Annotated in this window: 22 protein-coding genes; 14 read left to right on the forward strand and 8 right to left on the reverse strand. The window is 64.6% G+C overall.

The features are described from left to right. The first annotated feature begins 1 nt into the window (after position 1). Positions 2–457, forward strand: coding sequence for a TonB system transport protein ExbD (gene exbD, locus JQ572_RS13180; RefSeq protein ID WP_211383421.1), 456 nt, complete (start codon positions 2–4; stop codon positions 455–457). Positions 458–466: 9 nt separating this feature from the next. After that, positions 467–1,282 (forward strand): energy transducer TonB family protein, encoded by an 816-nt coding sequence (locus JQ572_RS13185; RefSeq protein ID WP_211383422.1) that lies wholly within the window; start codon positions 467–469, stop codon positions 1,280–1,282. Here JQ572_RS13185 and JQ572_RS13190 read toward each other — a convergent pair. The 8 genes from JQ572_RS13190 to gntR form a co-directional block, all read right to left on the reverse strand. Beyond that, positions 1,270–1,692 carry a hypothetical protein gene (locus JQ572_RS13190; protein ID WP_211383561.1) on the reverse strand — a complete coding sequence of 141 codons (423 nt, stop codon included), beginning with the start codon at positions 1,690–1,692 and terminating at the stop codon, positions 1,270–1,272. The genes JQ572_RS13185 and JQ572_RS13190 overlap by 13 nt on opposite strands. Before the next feature lie 63 nt (positions 1,693–1,755). After that, positions 1,756–2,436, reverse strand: coding sequence for a site-2 protease family protein (locus JQ572_RS13195; RefSeq protein ID WP_211383423.1), 681 nt, complete (start codon positions 2,434–2,436; stop codon positions 1,756–1,758). Between the two features lie 149 nt (positions 2,437–2,585). After that, positions 2,586–2,978, reverse strand: a complete 393-nt coding sequence (locus tag JQ572_RS13200) for a GFA family protein (protein ID WP_211383424.1) — start codon at positions 2,976–2,978, stop codon at positions 2,586–2,588. Then, entirely contained in the window at positions 2,975–4,132 is a 1,158-nt protein-coding gene (locus tag JQ572_RS13205) for a serine hydrolase domain-containing protein (RefSeq protein WP_211383425.1), read from the reverse strand. Before JQ572_RS13205 ends, JQ572_RS13200 begins: the two co-directional genes overlap by 4 nt. A gap of 26 nt (positions 4,133–4,158) precedes the next feature. After that, positions 4,159–4,905, reverse strand: coding sequence for an SDR family NAD(P)-dependent oxidoreductase (locus JQ572_RS13210; protein WP_211383426.1), 747 nt, complete (start codon positions 4,903–4,905; stop codon positions 4,159–4,161). An 18-nt stretch (positions 4,906–4,923) separates the two neighbouring features. Continuing rightward, on the reverse strand, positions 4,924–5,655 hold the full coding sequence (locus tag JQ572_RS13215) for an SDR family oxidoreductase (protein WP_211383427.1): 732 nt from the start codon (positions 5,653–5,655) through the stop codon (positions 4,924–4,926). A 138-nt stretch (positions 5,656–5,793) separates the two neighbouring features. Continuing rightward, positions 5,794–7,623, reverse strand: a complete 1,830-nt coding sequence (locus tag JQ572_RS13220; protein ID WP_211383428.1) for an IlvD/Edd family dehydratase — start codon at positions 7,621–7,623, stop codon at positions 5,794–5,796. A 137-nt stretch (positions 7,624–7,760) separates the two neighbouring features. Beyond that, positions 7,761–8,861, reverse strand: coding sequence for an HTH-type transcriptional regulator GntR (gene gntR, locus JQ572_RS13225; RefSeq protein WP_211383429.1), 1,101 nt, complete (start codon positions 8,859–8,861; stop codon positions 7,761–7,763). Between the two features lie 202 nt (positions 8,862–9,063). Here gntR and JQ572_RS13230 point away from each other — a divergent pair, with 202 nt between their 5' ends. The 12 genes from JQ572_RS13230 (at position 9,064) to JQ572_RS13285 (ending at position 20,537) form a co-directional block, all read left to right on the forward strand. Next, a complete protein-coding gene (locus JQ572_RS13230) occupies positions 9,064–10,125 on the forward strand; it encodes an ABC transporter ATP-binding protein (RefSeq protein ID WP_211383430.1) in 1,062 nt (353 codons plus the stop codon). Positions 10,126–10,185: 60 nt separating this feature from the next. After that, entirely contained in the window at positions 10,186–11,499 is a 1,314-nt protein-coding gene (locus tag JQ572_RS13235; RefSeq protein WP_211383431.1) for an ABC transporter substrate-binding protein, read from the forward strand. A gap of 67 nt (positions 11,500–11,566) precedes the next feature. Beyond that, on the forward strand, positions 11,567–12,514 hold the full coding sequence (locus JQ572_RS13240; protein WP_211383432.1) for a carbohydrate ABC transporter permease: 948 nt from the start codon (positions 11,567–11,569) through the stop codon (positions 12,512–12,514). A 2-nt stretch (positions 12,515–12,516) separates the two neighbouring features. Further along, the gene (locus JQ572_RS13245) at positions 12,517–13,392 is read left to right on the forward strand and encodes a carbohydrate ABC transporter permease (protein ID WP_211383433.1); all 876 of its coding nucleotides are present in this window, start codon (positions 12,517–12,519) and stop codon (positions 13,390–13,392) included. Between the two features lie 79 nt (positions 13,393–13,471). Next, entirely contained in the window at positions 13,472–14,458 is a 987-nt protein-coding gene (gene denD / locus JQ572_RS13250) for a D-erythronate dehydrogenase (protein ID WP_211383434.1), read from the forward strand. Between the two features lie 23 nt (positions 14,459–14,481). Then, entirely contained in the window at positions 14,482–15,468 is a 987-nt protein-coding gene (locus tag JQ572_RS13255; protein ID WP_211383435.1) for a sugar kinase, read from the forward strand. 13 nt (positions 15,469–15,481) lie between these two features. Then, entirely contained in the window at positions 15,482–16,132 is a 651-nt protein-coding gene (gene eda / locus JQ572_RS13260) for a bifunctional 4-hydroxy-2-oxoglutarate aldolase/2-dehydro-3-deoxy-phosphogluconate aldolase (protein ID WP_211383436.1), read from the forward strand. Positions 16,133–16,205: 73 nt separating this feature from the next. Further along, a complete protein-coding gene (locus JQ572_RS13265) occupies positions 16,206–17,375 on the forward strand; it encodes an acetyl-CoA acetyltransferase (RefSeq protein WP_211383437.1) in 1,170 nt (389 codons plus the stop codon). Between the two features lie 123 nt (positions 17,376–17,498). After that, positions 17,499–17,705, forward strand: a complete 207-nt coding sequence (locus JQ572_RS13270; RefSeq protein WP_211383438.1) for a hypothetical protein — start codon at positions 17,499–17,501, stop codon at positions 17,703–17,705. Positions 17,706–17,824: 119 nt separating this feature from the next. Continuing rightward, positions 17,825–19,048, forward strand: a complete 1,224-nt coding sequence (locus tag JQ572_RS13275) for a CaiB/BaiF CoA transferase family protein (RefSeq protein WP_211383439.1) — start codon at positions 17,825–17,827, stop codon at positions 19,046–19,048. Beyond that, positions 19,045–20,181: a thiolase family protein gene (locus tag JQ572_RS13280; RefSeq protein ID WP_211383440.1), complete on the forward strand. Its 1,137-nt coding sequence runs from the start codon at positions 19,045–19,047 to the stop codon at positions 20,179–20,181. Before JQ572_RS13275 ends, JQ572_RS13280 begins: the two co-directional genes overlap by 4 nt. Then, the gene (locus JQ572_RS13285) at positions 20,178–20,537 is read left to right on the forward strand and encodes a Zn-ribbon domain-containing OB-fold protein (RefSeq protein WP_211383441.1); all 360 of its coding nucleotides are present in this window, start codon (positions 20,178–20,180) and stop codon (positions 20,535–20,537) included. Before JQ572_RS13280 ends, JQ572_RS13285 begins: the two co-directional genes overlap by 4 nt. The last annotated feature ends 149 nt before the right edge of the window (positions 20,538–20,686 follow it).

Here is a 20,686-nt window from a genome sequence, read left to right on the forward strand (position 1 = left end):
CATGGCCGTTTCGCTCGCAGACAACGACGACGACGACGATTTCTCGGAAACGCATGACATCAACGTCACGCCGTTCATCGACGTCATCCTGGTGCTGCTGATCATCTTCATGGTCGCAGCTCCGCTTTCGACCGTCGATCTGCCGATCGATCTGCCGACATCGAGCGCGACGCCGCAGAAGAAGCCGGACAAGCCGACTTATCTCAGCATCAAGCCCGATTTGACGCTCGCGATCGGGGAAAACCCGGTCCACCGGGCCGAGCTGCTCGGCACCCTCGACGGCCTGTCCGACATGAGCAAGGACAAGTATGTCTTCCTGCGCGCCGACAAGTCGGTGCCGTATGGGGAGTTGATGGGCGTCATGGAGCTGCTGCGCTCGGGCGGCTATACGCGGGTCAAGCTGGTCGCGCTGGAAGGCGCGCCGGGGGCGCCTGCGGCAGGCGCCGCTCAGCCGTAGAGGCCCGCCATGTCTGACGAATCCAGACCATCCCGGAAGCTTTGGATTTTGGCAGCGGTGGCAGCGCTCGCGCTCCATCTGGGCGGTGCCGCGCTCGCGCTGGCGCACCTGAAGACCGATGACGTCGACGATGGCCTGGGCGCGGCCGGCGCGGAGTTCGCCGTCGAGATGGCGTCGCCGAAGGCGCCTGACGCCGACCTTCCGCCGGGACCGGACAGCGAAGCGATGCAGGAGCAGCAGGCGCTTCCCGAGCAGAAGGCCGAGACCAAGGAAACCGAGCTGCCAAAGGATCAGTCGCAGCAGGTCGACGATCCCGATCGGGTCGTCACCGAAAATATCTCGAAGAAGCCGCAGGACGAGGATCCGAAGATCGCGGCGGTCGAAACTCCCGCTGCGGAGGCTTCGCCGCAGTCGGTTGCGACCGCACGGCAGACACTCGATGAGGACGCGCGCGAAGCCGAGAAGGCCTTGGCGCCCGTGCTGGGCATCGGCAAGGACATCTTGAAGATAACGGCCGACTGGAACCGCAAGATCAGCGCGCACCTGGCGGCCCACAAGGTCAATCCGGAAGGCAAGGAGCCCAAAAATCAGAAGGTGAAGGTAAGCTTCGCGATCAACCGGCGGGGCAACGTCCTTTCGGTCGACGTCGTGGAATCGTCCGGAGACGCAGCTTACGATGCTGCCGCGGTCTCGATCGTCCGCAAGTCCGATCCGATCCCGCAGCCGCCTGCCGGGCTGACCGAAGATCGGTTCGAGCGCACCGTCGACATCATCTTCACGCCGCCGGACGCAAAGAAAAAGAAGAAGACGGCTCAGCGCCAGTAGAGCCGGATCCCGACATAGACCACGACCAGGCAGGCGAAGATCAGCGCCACCGGGAGCGGCCGTTTCTGGGTTCCACCGGATGCCGTCGCGGCGAAGAAGGCAGCCTTCTTCGGCTTCGGAGCTGGCCGGCGGAAGGCGGTAACATTGTCCGCTGCCGGCTCGGCCGCGCGAATGCGGACGTCGGGCGGGGTTCCGGCGCCGCCCATCTCGGCATAATAGGCCTTGTAGATCGCGCCGATGGTGGCCTCGGTGGCATCACCCTCGTCCATCTGTGCCAGCAGGTTCTTGTAGCTGACGAGAAACTCCTGCGCCTCCGGAGGCAGCGCGGAAGACCCGTTGAGCTTGGCCATCATCCTCCAGGTGGCAAAATCCGCGCGGGCGCGGGTATCGGCGCGTCGCGCGATCAGCATATCGGCAGCTTTGACCAAGTCGGCCTCGGGCCCTTCGGCTTGTGTTCGGGTGGCGCTGTTCAACTACGCATTGCCGGTCAGGAAGAGAACAGCCTGAATCACATAACCGGTCAACGTTCGCAGTATTGCTGAAATAACATCAAGATTTAGACCGAACTGGGAGCCCGCCAGCGGCAGCAGTATCAGGAGACCGATCAGGATCAGCATCCCGAACGGCTCGAGCCGGGCCAGCGGCAAGGCGAGCGGACGAGGCAGCAGCCCGACCGCGACCCGCCCGCCGTCGAGCGGCGGGATTGGCATCATGTTGAACACCGCCAGCACCGCGTTGATCAGCAGCGCGTTCTTGAGGTTGTCGAAAATCCACTGCGCCGAGCCGGCGGGTGCAAAGGGCAGGGCGTGCAGGGCCAGAGCCGCGACGAGCGCCAGCAGGATGTTGGTGACCGGCCCGGCCAGCGCCACCCAGACCATGTCGAGCTTGGGGTTGTTGAGGTTGCGGAAGTTGACCGGCACCGGTTTGGCATAGCCGAACAGGAACGGCGAATGCGCGAACAGCAGCATCGCCGGCAGGATCAGGGTGCCGAACGGGTCGATGTGGCGCAGCGGATTGAAGCTGACGCGGCCGAGCTGCCGGGCCGTGTTGTCACCAAGGCGGTTCGCGACGAAAGCGTGCGCGGCCTCGTGGAAGGTGATGGCGAGCACCAGCGGCAGCACCCACACCGACAGGTCATAAAAAGAGATGTTCACGGCTCGTCCGTCCCGGTTTGCCCGCGGCCTTGTTAGCCGTCCCAGCCAAACCGGTGGTGCAGCAACGCTTCACCTCAACATAGGGCGGCCAGGTCCGAAATGCCACGCTGCAGATGATCGGTCGGGCCTGCCGATCCCGCCGGGGCGAGCTATGTCGGGATCGTCCCCGGGTATTGCGTCAGGCCGTCGTCGAGCTTCAGCCAGGCGAGCTTTTCCGAGACCCAGATGTGCTCGGTCGGCGCAAAGGCGTTGCGGTCGTCGAAGGTCGTGAGCGCAACGCCCGCCAGCGTGCCGTTGCGCCGCCAGGAGAACAGGCGCGTGCCGCAGCGCTTGCAGAACACGCGGTCGATGTTCTCGGACGACGCATAGCGCCCGGTATCGCCCTCGACCGTCAGCGCGCGCTGGTCGAACTGCGCGCGGGCGAAATAGGGCGATCCCATCGCCTTCTGGCACATGCGGCAATGGCAGATGCGGACGTTGAGCGGCTCGCCCTCCGCTTTGAACCGCACCGCGCCGCACAGGCATCCACCTTCCCGGATCATGCGACCCGCCACTCGGCGACCTGACGCGCCATGCTCCAGTTGAGGTTGTCGAGATCGCCATCCATGTTGGAATTCCCGCGCCTTGTGTTGGTGAGGGCGGCCCAGCAGAAGCCGCCATGGGTGCGCACGGCAATCGTGCTCGTGCCCGGCAGGCTGCCATTGTGCCACCAATTGCCGAATTTGTTGACGCAAAAACCCTTGGCATAGTCCGGGCTGTAGCTGGGCGCGGTGGTCATGACCTCTATGGTGCGCGGCCGCAGGATGTTCGACGGCCGAGAATAGCCGTCCACATGCATCAGGAACTGCACGAGGTCGGTCGGCGTCGCCATCCAGCCGCCATGGGAATCCATCCGCCGGACGTTCATGCCGTAGGGATTTTCGCCCTGACCGTAATAGACGACTTCGCCGGCCTGGCGCTGGTCGCGGGTGTTGCCCGCAATCGTCATGTCGGTGGCGCCGCAGCGTGCAAGCACGTCGGTGCGGACATGCTCGGCATAGGGCTGGCCGGTGAGCTTCTCGATCACGCGGCCGAGCACGCAGTAGCCGAAATTGGAATAGGCGTAATGCTGGCCCGGCGTCCGCTCCAGCGGCCGGTTGGCGAGCGTCCAGGCGATCAGCTCGGCATGGTCCATCCGCGGATGGGTGAACATGGGATCACGGTTGTCGTTGCTCCAGCCGCCGGCGGTGTGGGTCAAGAGATGCTCGAGCGTGATCTGGTCGATGCCGGCGGAGTAGGGCGGCTGTCCGCAATCGGTGCCGAGCAGCGCGCCCGGGCCGAACACGCGATCCGTCAGCTTGAGGCGGTTCTCCTCGATCAGGCGGAAGATCGTGACCGAGGTGATCATCTTGCTGACGCTGGCGATCCGGAACAGCTGCCGCGGCGTCACGGCCTCGTTCCGCTCGGTATCTGCAAGACCGAAGGCGTCCTCATGGACAACAGTGCCGGCATAGCCGATCGCAACGGACAGCGCCGGCACGCCGTATCTGTCCATGAAGCTGTGCGCGAGCCGAGCCATGGCGCCGCGCTCGGCCGGCGAGGGCGGACGGATGCTCGGCGGGGTGGGCGTCAGTTGCGCGAGCGTCGTCGACGACAGCAGCGGCAGCGCGGCTGCGCCCGCTGCGAGCTTCACGAAATCCCGACGCTCAAGCCGCATGGTCCGCCCCTGCGGGCGGTACTGCCTCAGTACGTCGCCCGTCCCCCGGAAATATCAAACACCGCGCCGGTGGAGAAGGCACAATCTTCGGATGCGAGCCAGGCCGCCATCGCGGCGAGCTCTTCCACCAGAACAAAGCGGCCTTTGGGAATCTTCGACAGCATGAAGTCGATGTGCTGCTGCGTCATCTGGTCGAAGATCGCGGTCTTTGCCGCCGCCGGCGTCACCGCATTCACCAGAATGTCATGTGCAGCGAGCTCCTTGCCGAGCGATTTCGTCAGCGCGATCAGGCCGGCCTTGGACGCCGAATAGTGCGAGGCGTTCGGATTGCCCTCCTTGCCGGCGATCGAGGCGATGTTCACGATGCGCCCGTATTTCTGCTTGAGCATTGTGGGCACGATCGCCTTGCAGCAGATGAAGGGGCCGTCGAGGTTGATGCGCAGGACTTTCCGCCACTCCTCGAGATCGGTCTCCCAGACCGGCTTGTTGACGCCGGCGATGCCGGCATTGTTGACCAGTATGTCGATCTTGCCGAAGGCGGCCAGCGTCGCATCGCGGGCCTGCTCGACGGCTGCGGTGTCGGTGACGTCGACCTTGAAGACGCGGACATTGTCGCCGATCTCCTTGGCGGTCTTCTCGGCGAGAGCAGAGTCGAAATCCCAGATCGCGACCTTGGCGCCTGAGGCGACGAAGCGCTGGGTGATGGCGCGACCAAAGCCCTGCGCGCCGCCGGTGACGATGGCGACGCGGCCGTCGAGATCGATCTTGTTCATGCGAGGAGCCCTTGACCGTCAGAGCATGTAGCCGCCGTCGACGACGAGGTCGACGCCGGTGGTGAAGGCGCTTTCGTCACTGCCGAGATAGACCGCCATGGACGCGATCTCGTCGGCGGTGCCGAGCCGGCCCATCTTCTGGCGGGAGACGAACATCTCCTTGCCTTGCGGCCCCTGCGCGGCGGCGCGGTCGAGCATCGAGGGCGTCTCGACGGTGCCCGGGCAGATGCTGTTGCAGCGGATGCCCTTGGTGATGAAGTCGAGCGCGACCGCGCGCGTCAGCAGTGACACCGCGGCCTTGGACGCGCTGTAGACGTAACGGTTGGCCGGCGGCCGCAGCGCGGCGCAGGACGAGATGTTGACGATGCTGCCGCCGCCGCCCGCGAGCATGTCCGGCAGGAATGCCCGGATGGTCCGGTGCATCGACTTGACGTTGAGGTCGAACGAGAAATCAAAATCCTCTTCCGAGCACTCCAGGATCGTGCCGTGATGCACGAAGCCTGCCGCGTTGAGCAGGATGTCGACCTTGCCGATGCGCTTGGCGAAGGCGTTGACGTCGGCGGTGTTGCGGACGTCGAGTTTTGCCGTCTCGGCGATGCCTTCCTTGGCAAGGCTCGCGATGCCGCTCTCGTTGATGTCGGTGGCGATGACGGTGGCGCCTTCACGCGCGAATGCGATCGCGCATGCGCGCCCGATGCCGGCGGCTGCAGCCGTGACGACGGCGCGTTTTCCCTTGAGGCGGTCTGCCATTTTGTTTTTCTCCTCTGAATTTCTTGCCGTCGATCCGGGGCGCGCCTCTTGGCGCGAGCCCGGAATCCATTATGCGACGGATTCGATGGCTAGATGGATTCCGGGCTCGCGACTTCGTCGCGCCCCGGAATGACAGTGCTAGTGATTATCCCGCGCCACGCCAAACGTGCCGGCGACGTTCTGGTAGCGCGTGGCGAGCTCCATGCAGGCGCCGGTCGACTGCTGGCCGACGGTGTTGCGATAAAGCTCCTGCCACGGCGTCTGATTCGGCGGATGCTTGAAGCCGCCACTGGCCTTGAGCTCGGCGTGGCGCTTCTTCACCTCGTCGTCGGAGATGAGAATGTTGGCGCTGCCCTTGTTGAGGTCGATGCGCACCTTGTCGCCGTTCCTGAGGATCGCAAGCCCGCCATTGGCGGCGGCTTCCGGCGAAGCGTTCAGGATTGAGGGCGAACCGGAAGTGCCGGACTGGCGTCCGTCGCCGATGCAGGGCAGGGACAGGATGCCGCGTTTGATCAGCGCCGCCGGCGGCTGCATGTTCACGACCTCGGCGCCGCCGGGATAGCCGATCGGCCCGGTGCCGCGGATGAACAGCACGCAGCGCTCGTCGATCTCGAGCGCGGGATCGTCGATCCGCTCGTGGTAATCCTCGGGACCCTCGAACACGACGGCGCGGCCTTCGAAGGCGTTGAGGTCCTTCGGGTTGTTGAGATAGCGGTCGCGGAATTCCTTGGAGATCACGCTGGTCTTCATGATCGCGGAATCGAACAGATTGCCCTTCAGCACCAGGAAGCCGGCGTCTTTCACCAGCGGCTTGTCGTAAGCCCAGATCACGTCGTTGTCGGGCTTCGGCGCATCGGCGCAGTTCTCGCCGATGCCGCGGCCGTTGACGGTGACCGCGTCCTCATGGATGCGCTTGTGCTTCATCAACTCGCGCACCACCGCCGGCACGCCGCCGGCGCGGTGGAATTCCTCGCCGAGATAGAAGCCGGCCGGCTGCATGTTGACCAGCAGCGGCACGTCGTGGCCGAATTTCTGCCAGTCGTCGATCGACAGCTCGACACCGATGTGGCGGGCCAGCGCATTGATGTGGATCGGCGCATTGGTCGAGCCGCCGATCGCCGAGTTGATGACGATGCAGTTCTCGAACGCCTTGCGGGTCAGGATGTCCGACGGCTTGAGGTCTTCCCAGACCATCTCGACGGCGCGCTTGCCGGTCTCATAGGCGATCTGGCCGCGTTCGCGGTAGGGCGCGGGGATCGCCGCGCAGCCCGGCAGCGAAAAGCCGAGCGCTTCGGCAAGCCCGTTCATGGTCGAGGCGGTGCCCATGGTGTTGCAATGGCCGACCGAGGGCGCCGAAGACGCGACGATCTCCATGAACTCTTCGTAGTCGATCTCGCCGGCGGCGAGGCGCTCGCGCGACTTCCAGACGATGGTGCCCGAGCCGGTGCGCTCGCCATTGTGCCAGCCGTTCAGCATCGGGCCGCCCGACAGCACGATCGCGGGCAGGTTGACGGTGGCCGCCGCCATCATGCAGGCCGGCGTGGTCTTGTCGCAGCCGGTGGTCAGCACGACGCCGTCGAGCGGATAGCCGTAGAGGATCTCGACCAGGCCGAGATAGGCGAGATTGCGGTCGAGCGCCGCGGTCGGGCGCTTGCCGGTCTCCTGGATCGGATGGGTCGGGAATTCCATCGCGATGCCGCCGGCCTCGCGGATGCCTTCGCGGACGCGGTGCGCCAGCTCGATATGGTGGCGGTTGCAGGGGGAGAGGTCGTTGCCGGTCTGGGCGATGCCGATGATCGGCTTGCCGGACTGGAGCTCGGTTCGGGTCAGGCCGTAGTTCAGATAGCGCTCCATATAGAGCGCGGTCATGCCCGGATTATGCGGGTTGTTGAACCATTCCTGCGAGCGAAGGTGGCGGCGAGCGCCGTTGCCGGCGGGGGCATGCCCATTGGTTGGCTTTTTTGTCATTGGTTTCTCCTGCAATGCAAACGCACTGACGTCCGTTTTACTGACGTCCGTTTTATGGTGTCGGCTTGTGCGATGCCCAACGGCGCGAGCGATGGTCTGCCTGCCCGGTGGCGGGTCGATTCCTCACAAATCCGATACTAGTCATGGCTACTTGGTAACGCTACCATTTTGTTCGCCGCACCCGTTCCGGACGCGGCCGGCTTGCTGTCCGCGCGCCGTGATGACGAGCTTTGCCGTTCGATCACCTTGAAGCCGAGGTCGAGCACCGGCTGCTCGGGACGCCGTCCCTCGATCGCATCGATCAGCATGGTGGCGGACGTTCTGCCCATCTCGTAGCGGTTGGTGCGTACGCTGGTGAGGGTCGGGACGGCGGATGCCATGAATTCCAGATCGTTGAAGCCGACGATCGCGATCTGTTCGGGCACCGCTATGTCCCGGCGCCTGCATTCGAACAGCACACCGAGCGCAAGGTCGTCATTGGCGCAGAACACCGCGTCGATGCCGGGCGCCCGCGCCAAGAGATCGGTGAACAGGGCGCCGCCGAGCGTCACCGAGGTCGGTGTCGAAGTCGTGACGACGAGGCGCTGTTCGAACAGTCCCGCGTCCTTCATGGCCGCGACATATCCGTCCAGCCGCCGCTGCACCCGCGGATCCATCCGCGCGCCGACGAAGCCGATCTTGCGGTGGCCTTGCGCGAACAAATGCGCAATCGCCGCGCGCGCTGCATCGTAGTGTGAAAAGCCGATCATCATGTCGACCGGATCAGGCCCGATCTCCATGATCTGCACGATCGGGCAATCGGCGGCCTCCAGCATCGCGCGGGATTCCGCGGTCTGGTCGATGCCGGTGACGATCAGCCCGGCCGGCTTCTGCGCAAGAAACAGGCGCAGCAGCTTTTCTTCCTGGAGAATGCTGTAACGTGTGTTGGACAGCTGGATCGAGTACGGGCTGCCTTCGGAAGCGTCATAGATGCCGCGCAGCACGTCGGAAAACACGTTGTTGGTCAGTGACGGAATCAAGACACCGATCACCTCGGTGCGTTGCGAGGCCAGCGCGCGTGCCGCCAGGTTCGGCACATAGCCGAGCTCCTTGGCCGCGCTCTCGACCCGCGTCCGCTTGGCGACCGACAGCGCCTCGGGATTGCGGAAGAAACGGGACGCCGTGATCGGGCTGACGCCGGCAAGCTCGGCGACTTCCGCCAGCCGGATTTTGCCTGACTTGGTGCGCTTTCGACCCATTTGTTGCTCATAACACACTCACTCCCGCAAACAAAGGAACGTTGACAGCGCTACCAGCACAGACTAACCAAAGACAAATTGCCAAAACCGCACAAACTGCCGACAATGTCGCCCGCTAAGATCGGGCTTCGATCGGTGAAGTCTGAAAAAACAAGACGGTCGCGGCGCGAAAGGCGTCGTGGACTTTCGAGGAGGGAGCTAGATGTCGTCTGTGCAAATCCGCGACGTGCGGAAATCGTTCGGCAATTTTGAAGTCCTGCACGGCGTCTCGATTCCGATCGAGGACGGCCAGTTCGTCGTCCTGGTTGGCCCCTCCGGCTGCGGCAAGTCGACGCTTCTGCGCATGCTCGCAGGCCTCGAGAACATCACCTCCGGCACGATCTCGATCGGCGACCGCGTCGTCAACAATATCCAGCCCAAGGAGCGGGATATTGCGATGGTGTTCCAGAACTACGCGCTCTATCCGCACATGACCGTCGGCGAGAACATGGGTTTCTCGCTGAAGCTGCGCAACGCGGGCTCCGACGAGATCAACAAGCGCGTCAAGCGCGCCGCCGAGATCCTGGCGCTGTCGCCGCTGCTCGAGCGCTATCCGCGCCAGCTTTCCGGCGGCCAGCGCCAGCGCGTCGCGATGGGCCGCGCCATCGTGCGCGATCCGCAGGTGTTCTTGTTCGACGAGCCGCTGTCGAACCTCGACGCCAAGCTGCGCGTCGCGATGCGCACCGAGATCAAGGAGCTGCACCAGCGGCTGAAGACCACGACGGTCTACGTCACCCACGACCAGATCGAGGCCATGACCATGGCCGACAAGATCGTCGTCATGCATGACGGCATCGTCGAGCAGATGGGCACCCCGCTCGAGCTCTACGACAAGCCCGAGAACCAGTTCGTCGCCGGCTTCATCGGTTCGCCCGCGATGAACTTCCTCAAGGGTCATGTGCGCGTCAACGGCGTTGCGACTTTCGAGGGTCCGAACGGCGTCAAGCTGCCGCTCCTGAACGCGCCGGCGGCGTCCGACGGTCGCCCTGTCGTCTATGGCGTGCGGCCCGAGCATTTCACCATCGCCGACGACGGCGCCGATGCCGAGATCATCGTGGTCGAGCCGACGGGCTCCGAGACGCAGGTGTTCGCCAAGGTGGGCGGCGAGCAGGTCGTCGCGGTGTTCCGCGAGCGTCACCAGTTCAATCCGGGCGACAAGGTCAAGCTGAAGCCCGACCCGTCGCTGGTTCACCTGTTCGACGAGACGACAGGCAAGCGCATGTAGCGACGTGTAGCGACTTAAAAGAACGACCAAATACAAACATAAAAATTCAGGGAGAGAACGATGAGCAATTTCGACAGGAGAAGTGTGCTTAAAGCCGGCCTGGGCGGCGCAGCCTTGCTCGCCGGCCCGGGCATCGTCCCGGTCCGCGCTGCGGAGTGGACCAACACGCCGGAGCCGAATGCCTCCATTCGCGTGCTGCGCTGGAAGCAGTTCATCCAGGCCGAGTACGACAAGTTCGCCGAGCAGACCAAGAAGTTCTCCGAGAAGACCGGCGTCAAGGTGAAGCTTGAAGCCGAGAGCTGGGATGACATCCGGCCGAAGGCCGCGGTTGCCGCCAATGTCGGCGCTGGTCCCGATCTGATCATCGGCACGCTCGACGATCCCTTCAAGTTCCCGGAAAAGCTGATCGAGATGACTGACGTCGCCGACTATCTCGGCGCCAAATATGGCGGCTGGTATCCGGTTGCCGAGCGTTACGGCAAGAAGGGCAACAGCTGGATCGCCATTCCCCAGGGCGCGACCGGCGGCTGCCTGAACTACCGCATCAGCCACATGAAGGCTGCAGGCTTCGAGCAATTCCCGAAGGATACCGACGGCTTCCTCAAGCTCTGCCAGGCGTTGAAGAAGAACAACACGCCGGCCGGCTTCGCGCTCGGCCATGCCACCGGCGATGCCAACGGCTGGTGCCAGTGGGCGCTATGGGCGTTCGGCGGCAAGGTCGTCAACGACAAGAACGAGGTCGTGATCGACTCGCCGGAGACCATTGCGGCGCTCGAATACGTCAAGCAGCTCTATGCGACGTTTATCCCGGGTGTGCTGTCATGGAACGACTCGAATAACAACAAGGCGTTCCTCAACGGCGAACTCAGTCTGACCCTGAACGGCATCTCGATCTGGACGGTCGGCAAGAACTCCCCCGATCCGAAGCAGCAAGAGATCGCCAAGGACATGGACCACGCGCCGATGCCGATCGGGCCGGTGGGCGTGCCGACCGAGCAGCAGAACGTGCTCGTCTACTACGGCTACAAGCACTCGAAGTATCCGAAGGCGGTCAAGGAATTCATCAAGTTCATGATGGACAAGGAGAACTACGACGCTTGGGAAGTCGCCTCCAACGGCTATGTCTCGCCGCCGCTGCCGGCCTACAACGACAATCCGGTCTGGACCTCCGATCCCAAGATCACGCCGTATCGCGACTGCCTGAAGCGTTGCCGCGACAACGGCTATGCCGGCGATCTCGGCTACGCCTCGGCCGCCGTCATGGGCGACTTCGTCGTGGTTGATATGTTCGCTGAAGCGGCGACCGGTTCGGTCACGCCGAAGGAAGCTGCGGCGCGGGCCGCCGAGCGAGCCAAGCGCTACTACCAGGTCTGATCAGCCACAGACGGCGGCGTCCAGTTCGCTGGACGCCGCCGTCTTCGTTCGGTGAAAGGAGTCCGAGATGGCAGTTATGGCCGAGCATGGCGTCGCCCAAGTCAAGCGCAGCAGCCTGTGGACCAGAGCATTCGAGAGCCGGAACTTTCTCGGCGCGATGTTCATGGTGCCGGCTATCGCTATCCTCGTGCTGTTTCTGGCTTACCCGCTGGCGCTGGGGCTCTGGCTCGGCATGACCGATACCAAGATCGGCGGGGTCGGGCGCTTCATCGGCTTCGGAAACTTCGTCTCGCTGGCCAAGGACTCCGTGTTCTGGCTGTCGGTGTTCAACACCATCTTCTACACGGTGGCCGCCAGCATCGTGAAATTCGCCATCGGACTTTACCTGGCGCTGCTGCTCAACGAGCGGCTGCCTTTCAAGTCGATCGTCAGGGCAATCGTGCTGCTGCCCTTCGTGGTACCGACGGTGCTCTCGGCGATCGCGTTCTGGTGGATCTACGACAGCCAGTTCTCGATCATCTCCTGGGTGCTGATCAAGGCGGGCCTGATCACGCATTACATCGACTTCCTCGGAGATCCCTGGAATGCGCGCTGGTCGGTGGTTGTCGCCAACATCTGGCGCGGCGTACCCTTCGTCGCGATCACGCTGCTTGCCGGGCTCCAGACCATCTCGCCCTCGCTTTATGAGGCCGCCAATCTCGACGGCGCCACCAATTTGCAGCGCTTCCGCCACATCACGCTGCCGATGCTGTCGCCGATCATCGCGGTGGTGATGACGTTCTCGGTGCTGATGACCTTCACCGACTTCCAGCTCATCTACACCATCACGCGCGGCGGGCCGATCAATGCCACGCATCTGATGGCGACGCTGTCGTTCCAGCGCGCCATCACCGGCGGCAATCTCGGCGAGGGGGCGGCGATCTCGAATGCGATGATCCCGTTCCTGGTCGCGGCGATCCTGTTGAGCTTCTTCGGACTTCAGCGCTCCCGCTGGCAGCAGGGCGGAAGGGACTGATCATGAGCACCGCAGACGACCAAACGGTCGGAATGTCCTATTTGGAAAGCCTGCCGCGGAGGTTTCTCCGCGTCTATCTTCCGCTCGGCCTGATCATGGTTTTCCTGCTGTTCCCGTTCTATTGGATGGCGATCGCGACGTTCAAGCCGGACGCGGAGATGTACGACTACGAGAAGTACAATCCGTTCTGGATCGTGCATCCGACGCTTGAGCACATCAAGAAGCTGTTCATCGAAACCGACTATCCGCAATGGATGTGGAACACCGTGATCGTCTCGGTGTCCTCGACCTGCATCTCGCTGTTCGCCAGCGTCTGCGCGGCCTATGCGATCGAGCGGCTGCGCTACAAGGGTTCGCGCTACGTCGGTCTGGCGATCTTCCTCGGTTACCTGGTGCCGCCGTCGATCCTGTTCATTCCGCTGGCGACGATCGTATTCCAGGTCGGCCTGTTCGACGGCAATCTGGCGCTGATCCTGACCTATCCGACCTTCCTGATCCCGTTCTGCACCTGGCTGCTGATGGGCTATTTCCGCACCATCCCCTATGAGCTGGAGGAGTGTGCGCTGATCGACGGGGCGACGCGGCTCCAGATCCTGACCAAGATCACGCTGCCCCTGTCGCTGCCGGGGGTGATCTCGGCGGGCATCTTCGCCTTTACGTTGTCATGGAACGAGTTCATCTACGCGCTGACCTTCATCTCCTCGTCCGAGAACAAGACCATCCCCGTCGGCGCGATCACCGAGCTCGTCAATGGCGACGTCTACCATTGGGGCGCGCTGATGGCCGCGGCCCTGACCGGCTCGGTCCCCGTAGTTATCCTTTATTCCTTCTTCGTAGAGTACTATGTGTCGGCGATGACCGGCGCCGTGAAGGAATGATCGCGGGGCCTGCCTTGAGAGCACGCCAGGACGAACTGCCAAGGGCGGCGCGCTCCGGCCAATAAGAAGGAGTAGGCTCTTGCACATTCTGGTTCTGGGCGCCGCCGGCATGGTCGGCCGCAAACTCTGTGAACGGCTGCTGCGCGACGGCCGGCTCGGCAAGAGCGAGATCACCAAGCTGACCATGCATGACGTGGTCGAGCCGAAGAAGCCGGAAAAGGCTGGCTTTGCCGTCGAGACCGTGTCGGGCGATTTCGCCGTCCCCGGCGCCGCCGAAAAGTTGATCGCCGGCCGTCCCGACGTGATCTTTCATCTGGCTGCCATCGTCTCCGGCGAAGCCGAACTCGACTTCGACAAAGGCTACCGTATCAATCTCGATGGCACGCGGATGCTGCTCGATGCCGTCAGGCTCGCCGGCGGCGGTTACAAGCCGCGCGTGGTGTTCACGTCCTCGATCGCGGTGTTCGGCGCGCCGTTCCCGGACGCCATCGGCGACGAGTTCTTCCACACGCCACTGCTCAGCTACGGCACCCAGAAGGCGATTGGCGAATTGCTGCTCGCCGACTATTCGCGCCGCGGCTTCCTCGACGGCATCGGCATCCGCCTGCCGACCATCTGCATCCGGCCCGGCCTGCCCAACAAGGCGGCATCGGGCTTCTTCTCCAACATCCTGCGCGAGCCGCTGGCCGGCAAGGAGGTCGTGCTGCCGGTCTCCGAGGACGTCCGCCACTGGCACGCCACGCCGCGCTCCGCCGTCGGCTTCCTGCTCCATGCCGGCACCATGGATCTTGCCACGGTCGGCCCGCGCCGCAACCTGACCATGCCGGGCCTGTCGGCCACGGTCGGTGAGCAGATCGCGGCGCTGAAACGGGTCGCCGGCGACAAGGTCGCTGCCCGCATCAAGCGCGAGCCGGATCCGTTCATCGTCGGCATCGTCGGCGGCTGGCCGCGCAATTTCAATGCAAAGCGGTCGCTCGAGCTCGGCTTCACCACCGCCGAGAAAACCTTCGACGACATCATCCGCATTCACATCGAAGACGAGCTCGGCGGCAATTTCGTCGCCTGATCTCCGGCTGAGCGGGTAAAGTGATGGCGAGCGTTGCTTGCATCGGCGAATGCATGGTCGAGCTCCGGCAGGCCCAGGGAGGACATTCCGCCGGCCAGTCCGGCGGGCAGGGGCAGGGCGGCGGGCTGTATTCGCGCGGCTTCGGGGGCGATACCCTCAACACCGCGGTCTATCTGGCGCGGCTCGAGGTCAAGGTCGATTATCTCACCGCCCTCGGCGATGACGCCTTGAGCGATGAGATGATCGCGGCCTGGACCGCCGAGGGCGTCGGCACCCGCCGCGTCGTGCGGTTGCCGGGCAAGCTGCCCGGCCTCTACATGATTCAGCTCGATGCAAAGGGCGAGCGCCAGTTCTTCCACTGGCGCGACAGCGCGGCGGCGCGCCTTCTGATGAACCTGCCGGAGACCGACGAGCTCCTCAACTCGCTGATGAGCTACGACATCACCTATCTCTCCGCGATCACGCTCTCGATCTACGACGCGGCCGGGCGCGAGCGCCTGTTCGCGGCGATCAAGCGCGCACGCCTGCTCGGCACGCGCTTCGTGTTCGACACCAATTTCCGCGCGCGCGGCTGGCCCGATCGCGATGTCGCGCGCGAGGTGTTTGCCGCGGCCTTCGCGGCTGCCGACATCGTGCTGACCTCGACGGAAGACCTGCTCGCGCTCTATCCCGGCGAGAGCCCCGAGCAACTTATGGCGCGCATCCCGACGCCCGAGCTGGTGTTCCGCCTCGCCGAGCCCGTCAGCCTGCTGCGCTTCCCCGGCGGCACGAGCGAGGTGCACGCCGAGCCCATGACGAGGCCCGTGGCCGACACCACGGCGGCCGGCGACAGCTTTGCCGCGGCCTATATCGCCGCCCGGCTCGCCGGTTCCGATCCGGTCGAGGCGGCCCAGGCCGGCCATCGCCTCGCCAGCCTCGTGATCTGCTATCCCGGCGCCATCATTCCGGGCTATGCCATGCCGCCGAAGAAACGGCACCGGCCGGCACCCACGCGTCAGGCGACCAAGTGAAGAAGTGATAGCGATGACCACGACTGCCCAACAGAACCACCTCGTCGCACTGTTCAAGGCCGCGACCGTTATTCCTGTCCTCACCATCGAACGGATCCAGGATGCCGTGCCGCTGGCGAAAGCGCTGGTTGCCGGCGGCGTCCGCACGCTGGAGGTGACCATGCGCACCCCTGTTGCGATCGAGGCCGCGAGGGCGATGATGGCCGAGGTGCCCGAGGCGGTCGTCGGCATTGGCACGATTCTCAATCCGGCCGACTTCACCCGTGTCGAGAAGCTCGGCGTCGCGTTCGGCATCAGCCCGGGCCTGACCCCCGATCTCCTCAAGGCCGCGGCCGACAGCTCCTTGCCGTTTGCCCCGGGCATTGCCACGGCGTCCGAACTGATGATGGCGCTTTCCTACGGCCTCGACGTCGCAAAATTCTTCCCTGCCGAGCAGGCCGGCGGCATCAAGGGCCTGCGCGCCCTCGGCGGCCCGTTCCCGAACGTGCGGTTCTGTCCGACCGGCGGGGTGGGCGAGGCCAATGCGGGGAGCTGGCTGGCCGAGCCCAACGTGGTGGCGGTCGGCGGTTCCTGGCTGTGCCCGGCGGCGGAGGTGAAGGCCGGGAACTGGGCCGGCATAACTGCCATCTGCCAGCGCACCCTCGAGGCGCTGAAAGCCGCGTGAAGTCTTGCCATCCCTGGGCTAAGACTTAGCTCAGGCAGGATTTGAGATCAGACGACCCCAGGGAGAGAAGACCATGTCAGCCAGCATCGTCGGATGGGCGCATACGCCGTTCGGCAAGTTCGACACCGAGACCGTGGAAAGCCTCGTGGTGAAGGTCGCCAACGAGGCGCTGGCCGATGCCGGCATCTCGGCCGGTGACGTCGACGAGATCGTGCTCGGTCACTTCAACGCCGGCTTCTCGCCGCAGGATTTCACCGCCTCGCTGGTGCTTCAGGCCGATCCGAAGCTGCGCTTCAAGCCGGCCACCCGCGTCGAGAACGCCTGCGCCACGGGATCCGCTGCCGTGCACCAGGGTCTGCGCGCGATCGCTGCGGGGGCCGCGAAAATCGTGCTGGTCGTCGGCGTCGAGCAGATGACGCGCACGCCGGGTCCGGAGATCGGCAAGAACCTCTTGAAGGCGTCCTATCTGCCCGAGGACGGTGACACCGTCGGCGGCTTCGCCGGCGTGTTCGGCAAGATCGCCAGCGGCTACTTCCAGAAATACGGCGACCAGTCCGATGCGCTGGCGCTGATCGCGGCCAAGAACCACAAGAACGGCGTCGCCAATCCCTACGCCCAGATGCGCAAGGATTTCGGCTTCGATTTCTGCCGTTCCGAGAGCGAGAAGAACCCCTACGTCGCCGGCCCCCTGAAGCGCACCGACTGTTCGCTCGTCTCCGACGGTGCCGCTGCGCTGATCTTGGCCGATGCCGAGACCGCCAAGACCATGAGCAAGTCGATCGGGTTCCGCGCCACCGCGCACGCCCAGGACTTCCTGCCGATGTCCAAGCGCGACATCCTTCAGTTCGAGGGCTGCACGGTCGCCTGGCAGCGCGCGCTGGAAAAGGCGGGCGTTACGCTTTCCGATCTCTCCTTCGTCGAGACTCACGACTGCTTCACGGTCGCCGAGCTGATCGAATACGAAGCGATGGGCCTGACGCCGAAGGGGCAGGGCGCCCGTGCCATCAAGGAGGGCTGGACCCTCAAGGACGGCAAGCTGCCGGTCAATCCGTCCGGCGGTCTGAAGTCCAAGGGCCATCCGATCGGCGCCACCGGCGTCTCCATGCACGTGATGACCGCGATGCAGCTTGCCGGCCAGGCGCCCGAGGGTATGCAGCTCAAGAACGCCAAGCTTGGCGGCATCTTCAACATGGGCGGTGCGGCGGTTGCCAACTACGTCTCCGTGCTGGAGCCGTTGAAGTAAGCCCTCGCAGGGTGGGCAAAGGCGCGAAAGCGCCGTGCCCACCGTTTTCCTTGCGTTAAATCATGGTGGGCACGCTTCGCTTGGCCCACCCTGCGGCTCCTGATTGATTTGCGGAAAAGCATCATGAGCAATGACTACGAAGACTCGCTGTCGATGGACGCACTCAACGACCGCATCGCGATCCTCGAGGACAATATCCGCCAGCTCATCGAGCAGGCCGCGGCTGCTTCCGGCGAGCAGAGCGAGTCGCGCATCGCCGACCGCATCAACCAGCAGAATGAGGAGCTCGACCGCCTCCTCAAGGTTCGCGAATCCCGTCAGAAGAAATAGCGGCCGCATCGCTGCGCATGCGGCCATACGCCGGCTGCCCTTGCGCGCCCGGCGTCGCTGCCGTTAGCTGGACCGAAATCGCGGGGCCCATGTGAGCCCGCGCAATCGGGAGTGAACGAATGGGGCCGCTCAAGGGCATCAAGGTCGTCGACATGACCACCGTGCTGATGGGGCCCTATGCGACCCAGATGCTCGGCGATTACGGTGCCGACGTGATCAAGGTGGAGTCGCTCGACGGCGACGTCACCCGCCTGATCGGTCCGATGCGCCATGCCGGCATGGGCCCGGTGTTCCTCAACACCAACCGCAGCAAGCGCTCGATCTGCCTCGATCTGAAGAAGCCTGCGGGGCGCGAGGCCGTGCTGCGGCTGCTCAAGGACGCCGACGTTCTCGTCTACAACGTCCGCCCGCAGGCGATGGCGCGGCTTCAGCTCGGCTATGACGTCGTCTCCGAAATCAATCCGCGGCTGGTCTATGCCGGCGTATTCGGCTTCGGCCAGGACGGGCCTTATGCCGCCAAACCCGCCTATGACGATCTGATCCAGGGCGCCACGGCGCTCCCCGCCTTGATGGCGCAAACCGGCGACGGCGTGCCGCGCTACGTGCCGAACGCGCTGGTCGACCGCATCGTCGGCCTGACCGCGGTCGGCGCGATCTGCGCCAGTCTCGTGCACCGCGACCGCACCGGCCGCGGCCAGCGCGTCGACATCCCGATGTTCGAGACCATGGCGGGCTTCGTCATGGGCGACCACATGGGCGGTCTCACCTACGAGCCGCCGCTCGACAAGGGCGGCTATGCCCGCCACCTCTCGCGCGACCGCCGGCCGTACAAGACCTCGGACGGCTATCTCAGCGTCATCGTCTACAACGACAAGCAGTGGGAAAATTTCTTCAAGGCAACCGGCCGCGACGATCTGCGCGCCGATCCCAAATTCGCGACCTTCGCGGGCCGCGCCGCCAACATCGACGTCGTCTATGCCGAGCTCGCGCGCATCTTCGAGACGCGCGCCACGGCGGAATGGATCGACCTGCTGACCAGGGCCGATGTACCGGTGATGCCGATGCACGACCTCGCCTCGATGCTGCACGACGAGCATCTGGAGGCCACCAACTTCTTCCCGGTTGTGAACCATCCGACCGAAGGCCCGATCCGCAGCATGAAGGTGACCGCCACGTGGTCGGAGACCGGGGCCGAGCCGGTGCGGCTCGCACCGCAGCTCAACGAGCACGGCGCGGAGATTCTGCGCGAGATCGGCTATTCCGCGGACGAGATCGCCGCCATGGTCCGCGACGGCGTCACCCGTTCGCCGCCTCGCAATGACGATGCACAGGTGCGCCCATGAGCTTCGTCACCGGCGTCGGCCTCACGTCCTTCGGCAAGCATGAAGGCTCGTCCTCGCTCGACCTGATGAGCAGGGCCGCGCAGGCCGCGCTCGACGACGCCGGGCTGAAGCGTCCTGATATCGACGGCATCCTCTGCGGCTATTCCACCGTCTCGCCGCACATCATGCTGGCGACCGTCTTCGCCGAGCATTTCGGCATCCGCCCGTCCTACGCCCACGCCGTGCAGGTCGGCGGCGCCACCGGGCTCGCGATGACCATGCTTGCCCATCACCTCGTCGGGGCAGGCGTTGCCCGCAACGTCCTCGTCGTCGCCGGCGAGAACCGCCTGACCGGGCAGAGCCGCGACGCTTCGATCCAAGCGCTGGCGCAGGTCGGCCATCCCGACTACGAGGTGCCGCTCGGCCCGACCATTCCCGCCTATTACGGCCTGGTCGCCACTCGTTACATGCACGAATACGGCGTGACCGAAGAAGACCTCGCCGAGTTCGCCGTGCTGATGCGCGCGCACGCCTGCACCCATCCCGGCGCGCAATTCCACGATCCCATCACCATCGCCGATGTCATGGCCTCGAAACCGGTGGCGATGCCGTTGAAGTTGCTGGACTGCTGTCCGGTGTCCGATGGTGGTGCGGCGTTCGTTATCGGCCGCGAGAGCACCGGCGAGGCCGGCGTGCGTATTCGCGGCTGTGCCCAGGCCCACACCCATCAGCACGTCACGGTCGCGCCCGGCTTAAGCGAGCTCGGCGCCGAGATTTCCATCGCCCGCGCCAGGGAGGCCACGGGGCTGGCGATCTCCGACGTGCGCTACGCCGCGATCTACGACAGTTTCACGATCACCCTCGCCATGTTGCTAGAAGACCTCGGCCTTGCGGGCCGGGGCGAGGCGGCGGCACGCGTGCGATCAGGTCATTTCAGCCGCGACGGCGCGATGCCGCTCAACACCCATGGCGGCCTGCTCAGCTACGGCCATTGCGGCGTCGGCGGAGCCATGGCGCACCTGGTCGAGGCGCATTTGCAGATGACCGGGCGGGCGGCGAATCGCCAGGTGCGCGACGCCTCGATCGCGCTCCTGCACGGCGACGGCGGCGTGTTGTCCTCCCATGTCAGCATGTTCCTGGAGCGGGTGCGATGAGCGAACGTCTGGCGGATTGGACCAGGGGCGAAGAAGCCATCATCTACCAGGCCTGCGCTTCATGCGGCCATGTGCAATATTTCCATCGCGGCTTCTGCGCGGCCTGCGGCGCATCCGATCCGCGCGAGGCGCGTGCCAGCGGCAAGGGCAGGGTCTACGCGACCTCGCTGGTCTGCCGCGCCGCGACCCCAGAGACGCGCGCGCACGTGCCCTACAACATTCTGCTGGTCGATTGCGCCGAGGGTTTTCGCATGATGGCGCATGGCGAGAACGGTCTCGCCATCGGCGACGAAGTGATCGCGGGCTTCAGGCCCTTTGCCGGAAAACTGGTGCCGTTCTTCTCGAAGGGGAAATAGCGGGATTCGTCATTCGGGGGCGGTCCTGAGAGACCGAGCCTGGAACGGGTATTCTGGGCCTGGCCTGTGCGAGAGCCACCCCGGAATGACGAAAACTCGTAAAGCGCTTAGTAGCGCCCGTAGAACAAGATGCTGGCGATGACGAGCAT

This window comes from Bradyrhizobium sp. SZCCT0153 (assembly GCF_018129995.1).
GTDB lineage: Bacteria > Pseudomonadota > Alphaproteobacteria > Rhizobiales > Xanthobacteraceae > Bradyrhizobium > Bradyrhizobium japonicum_G.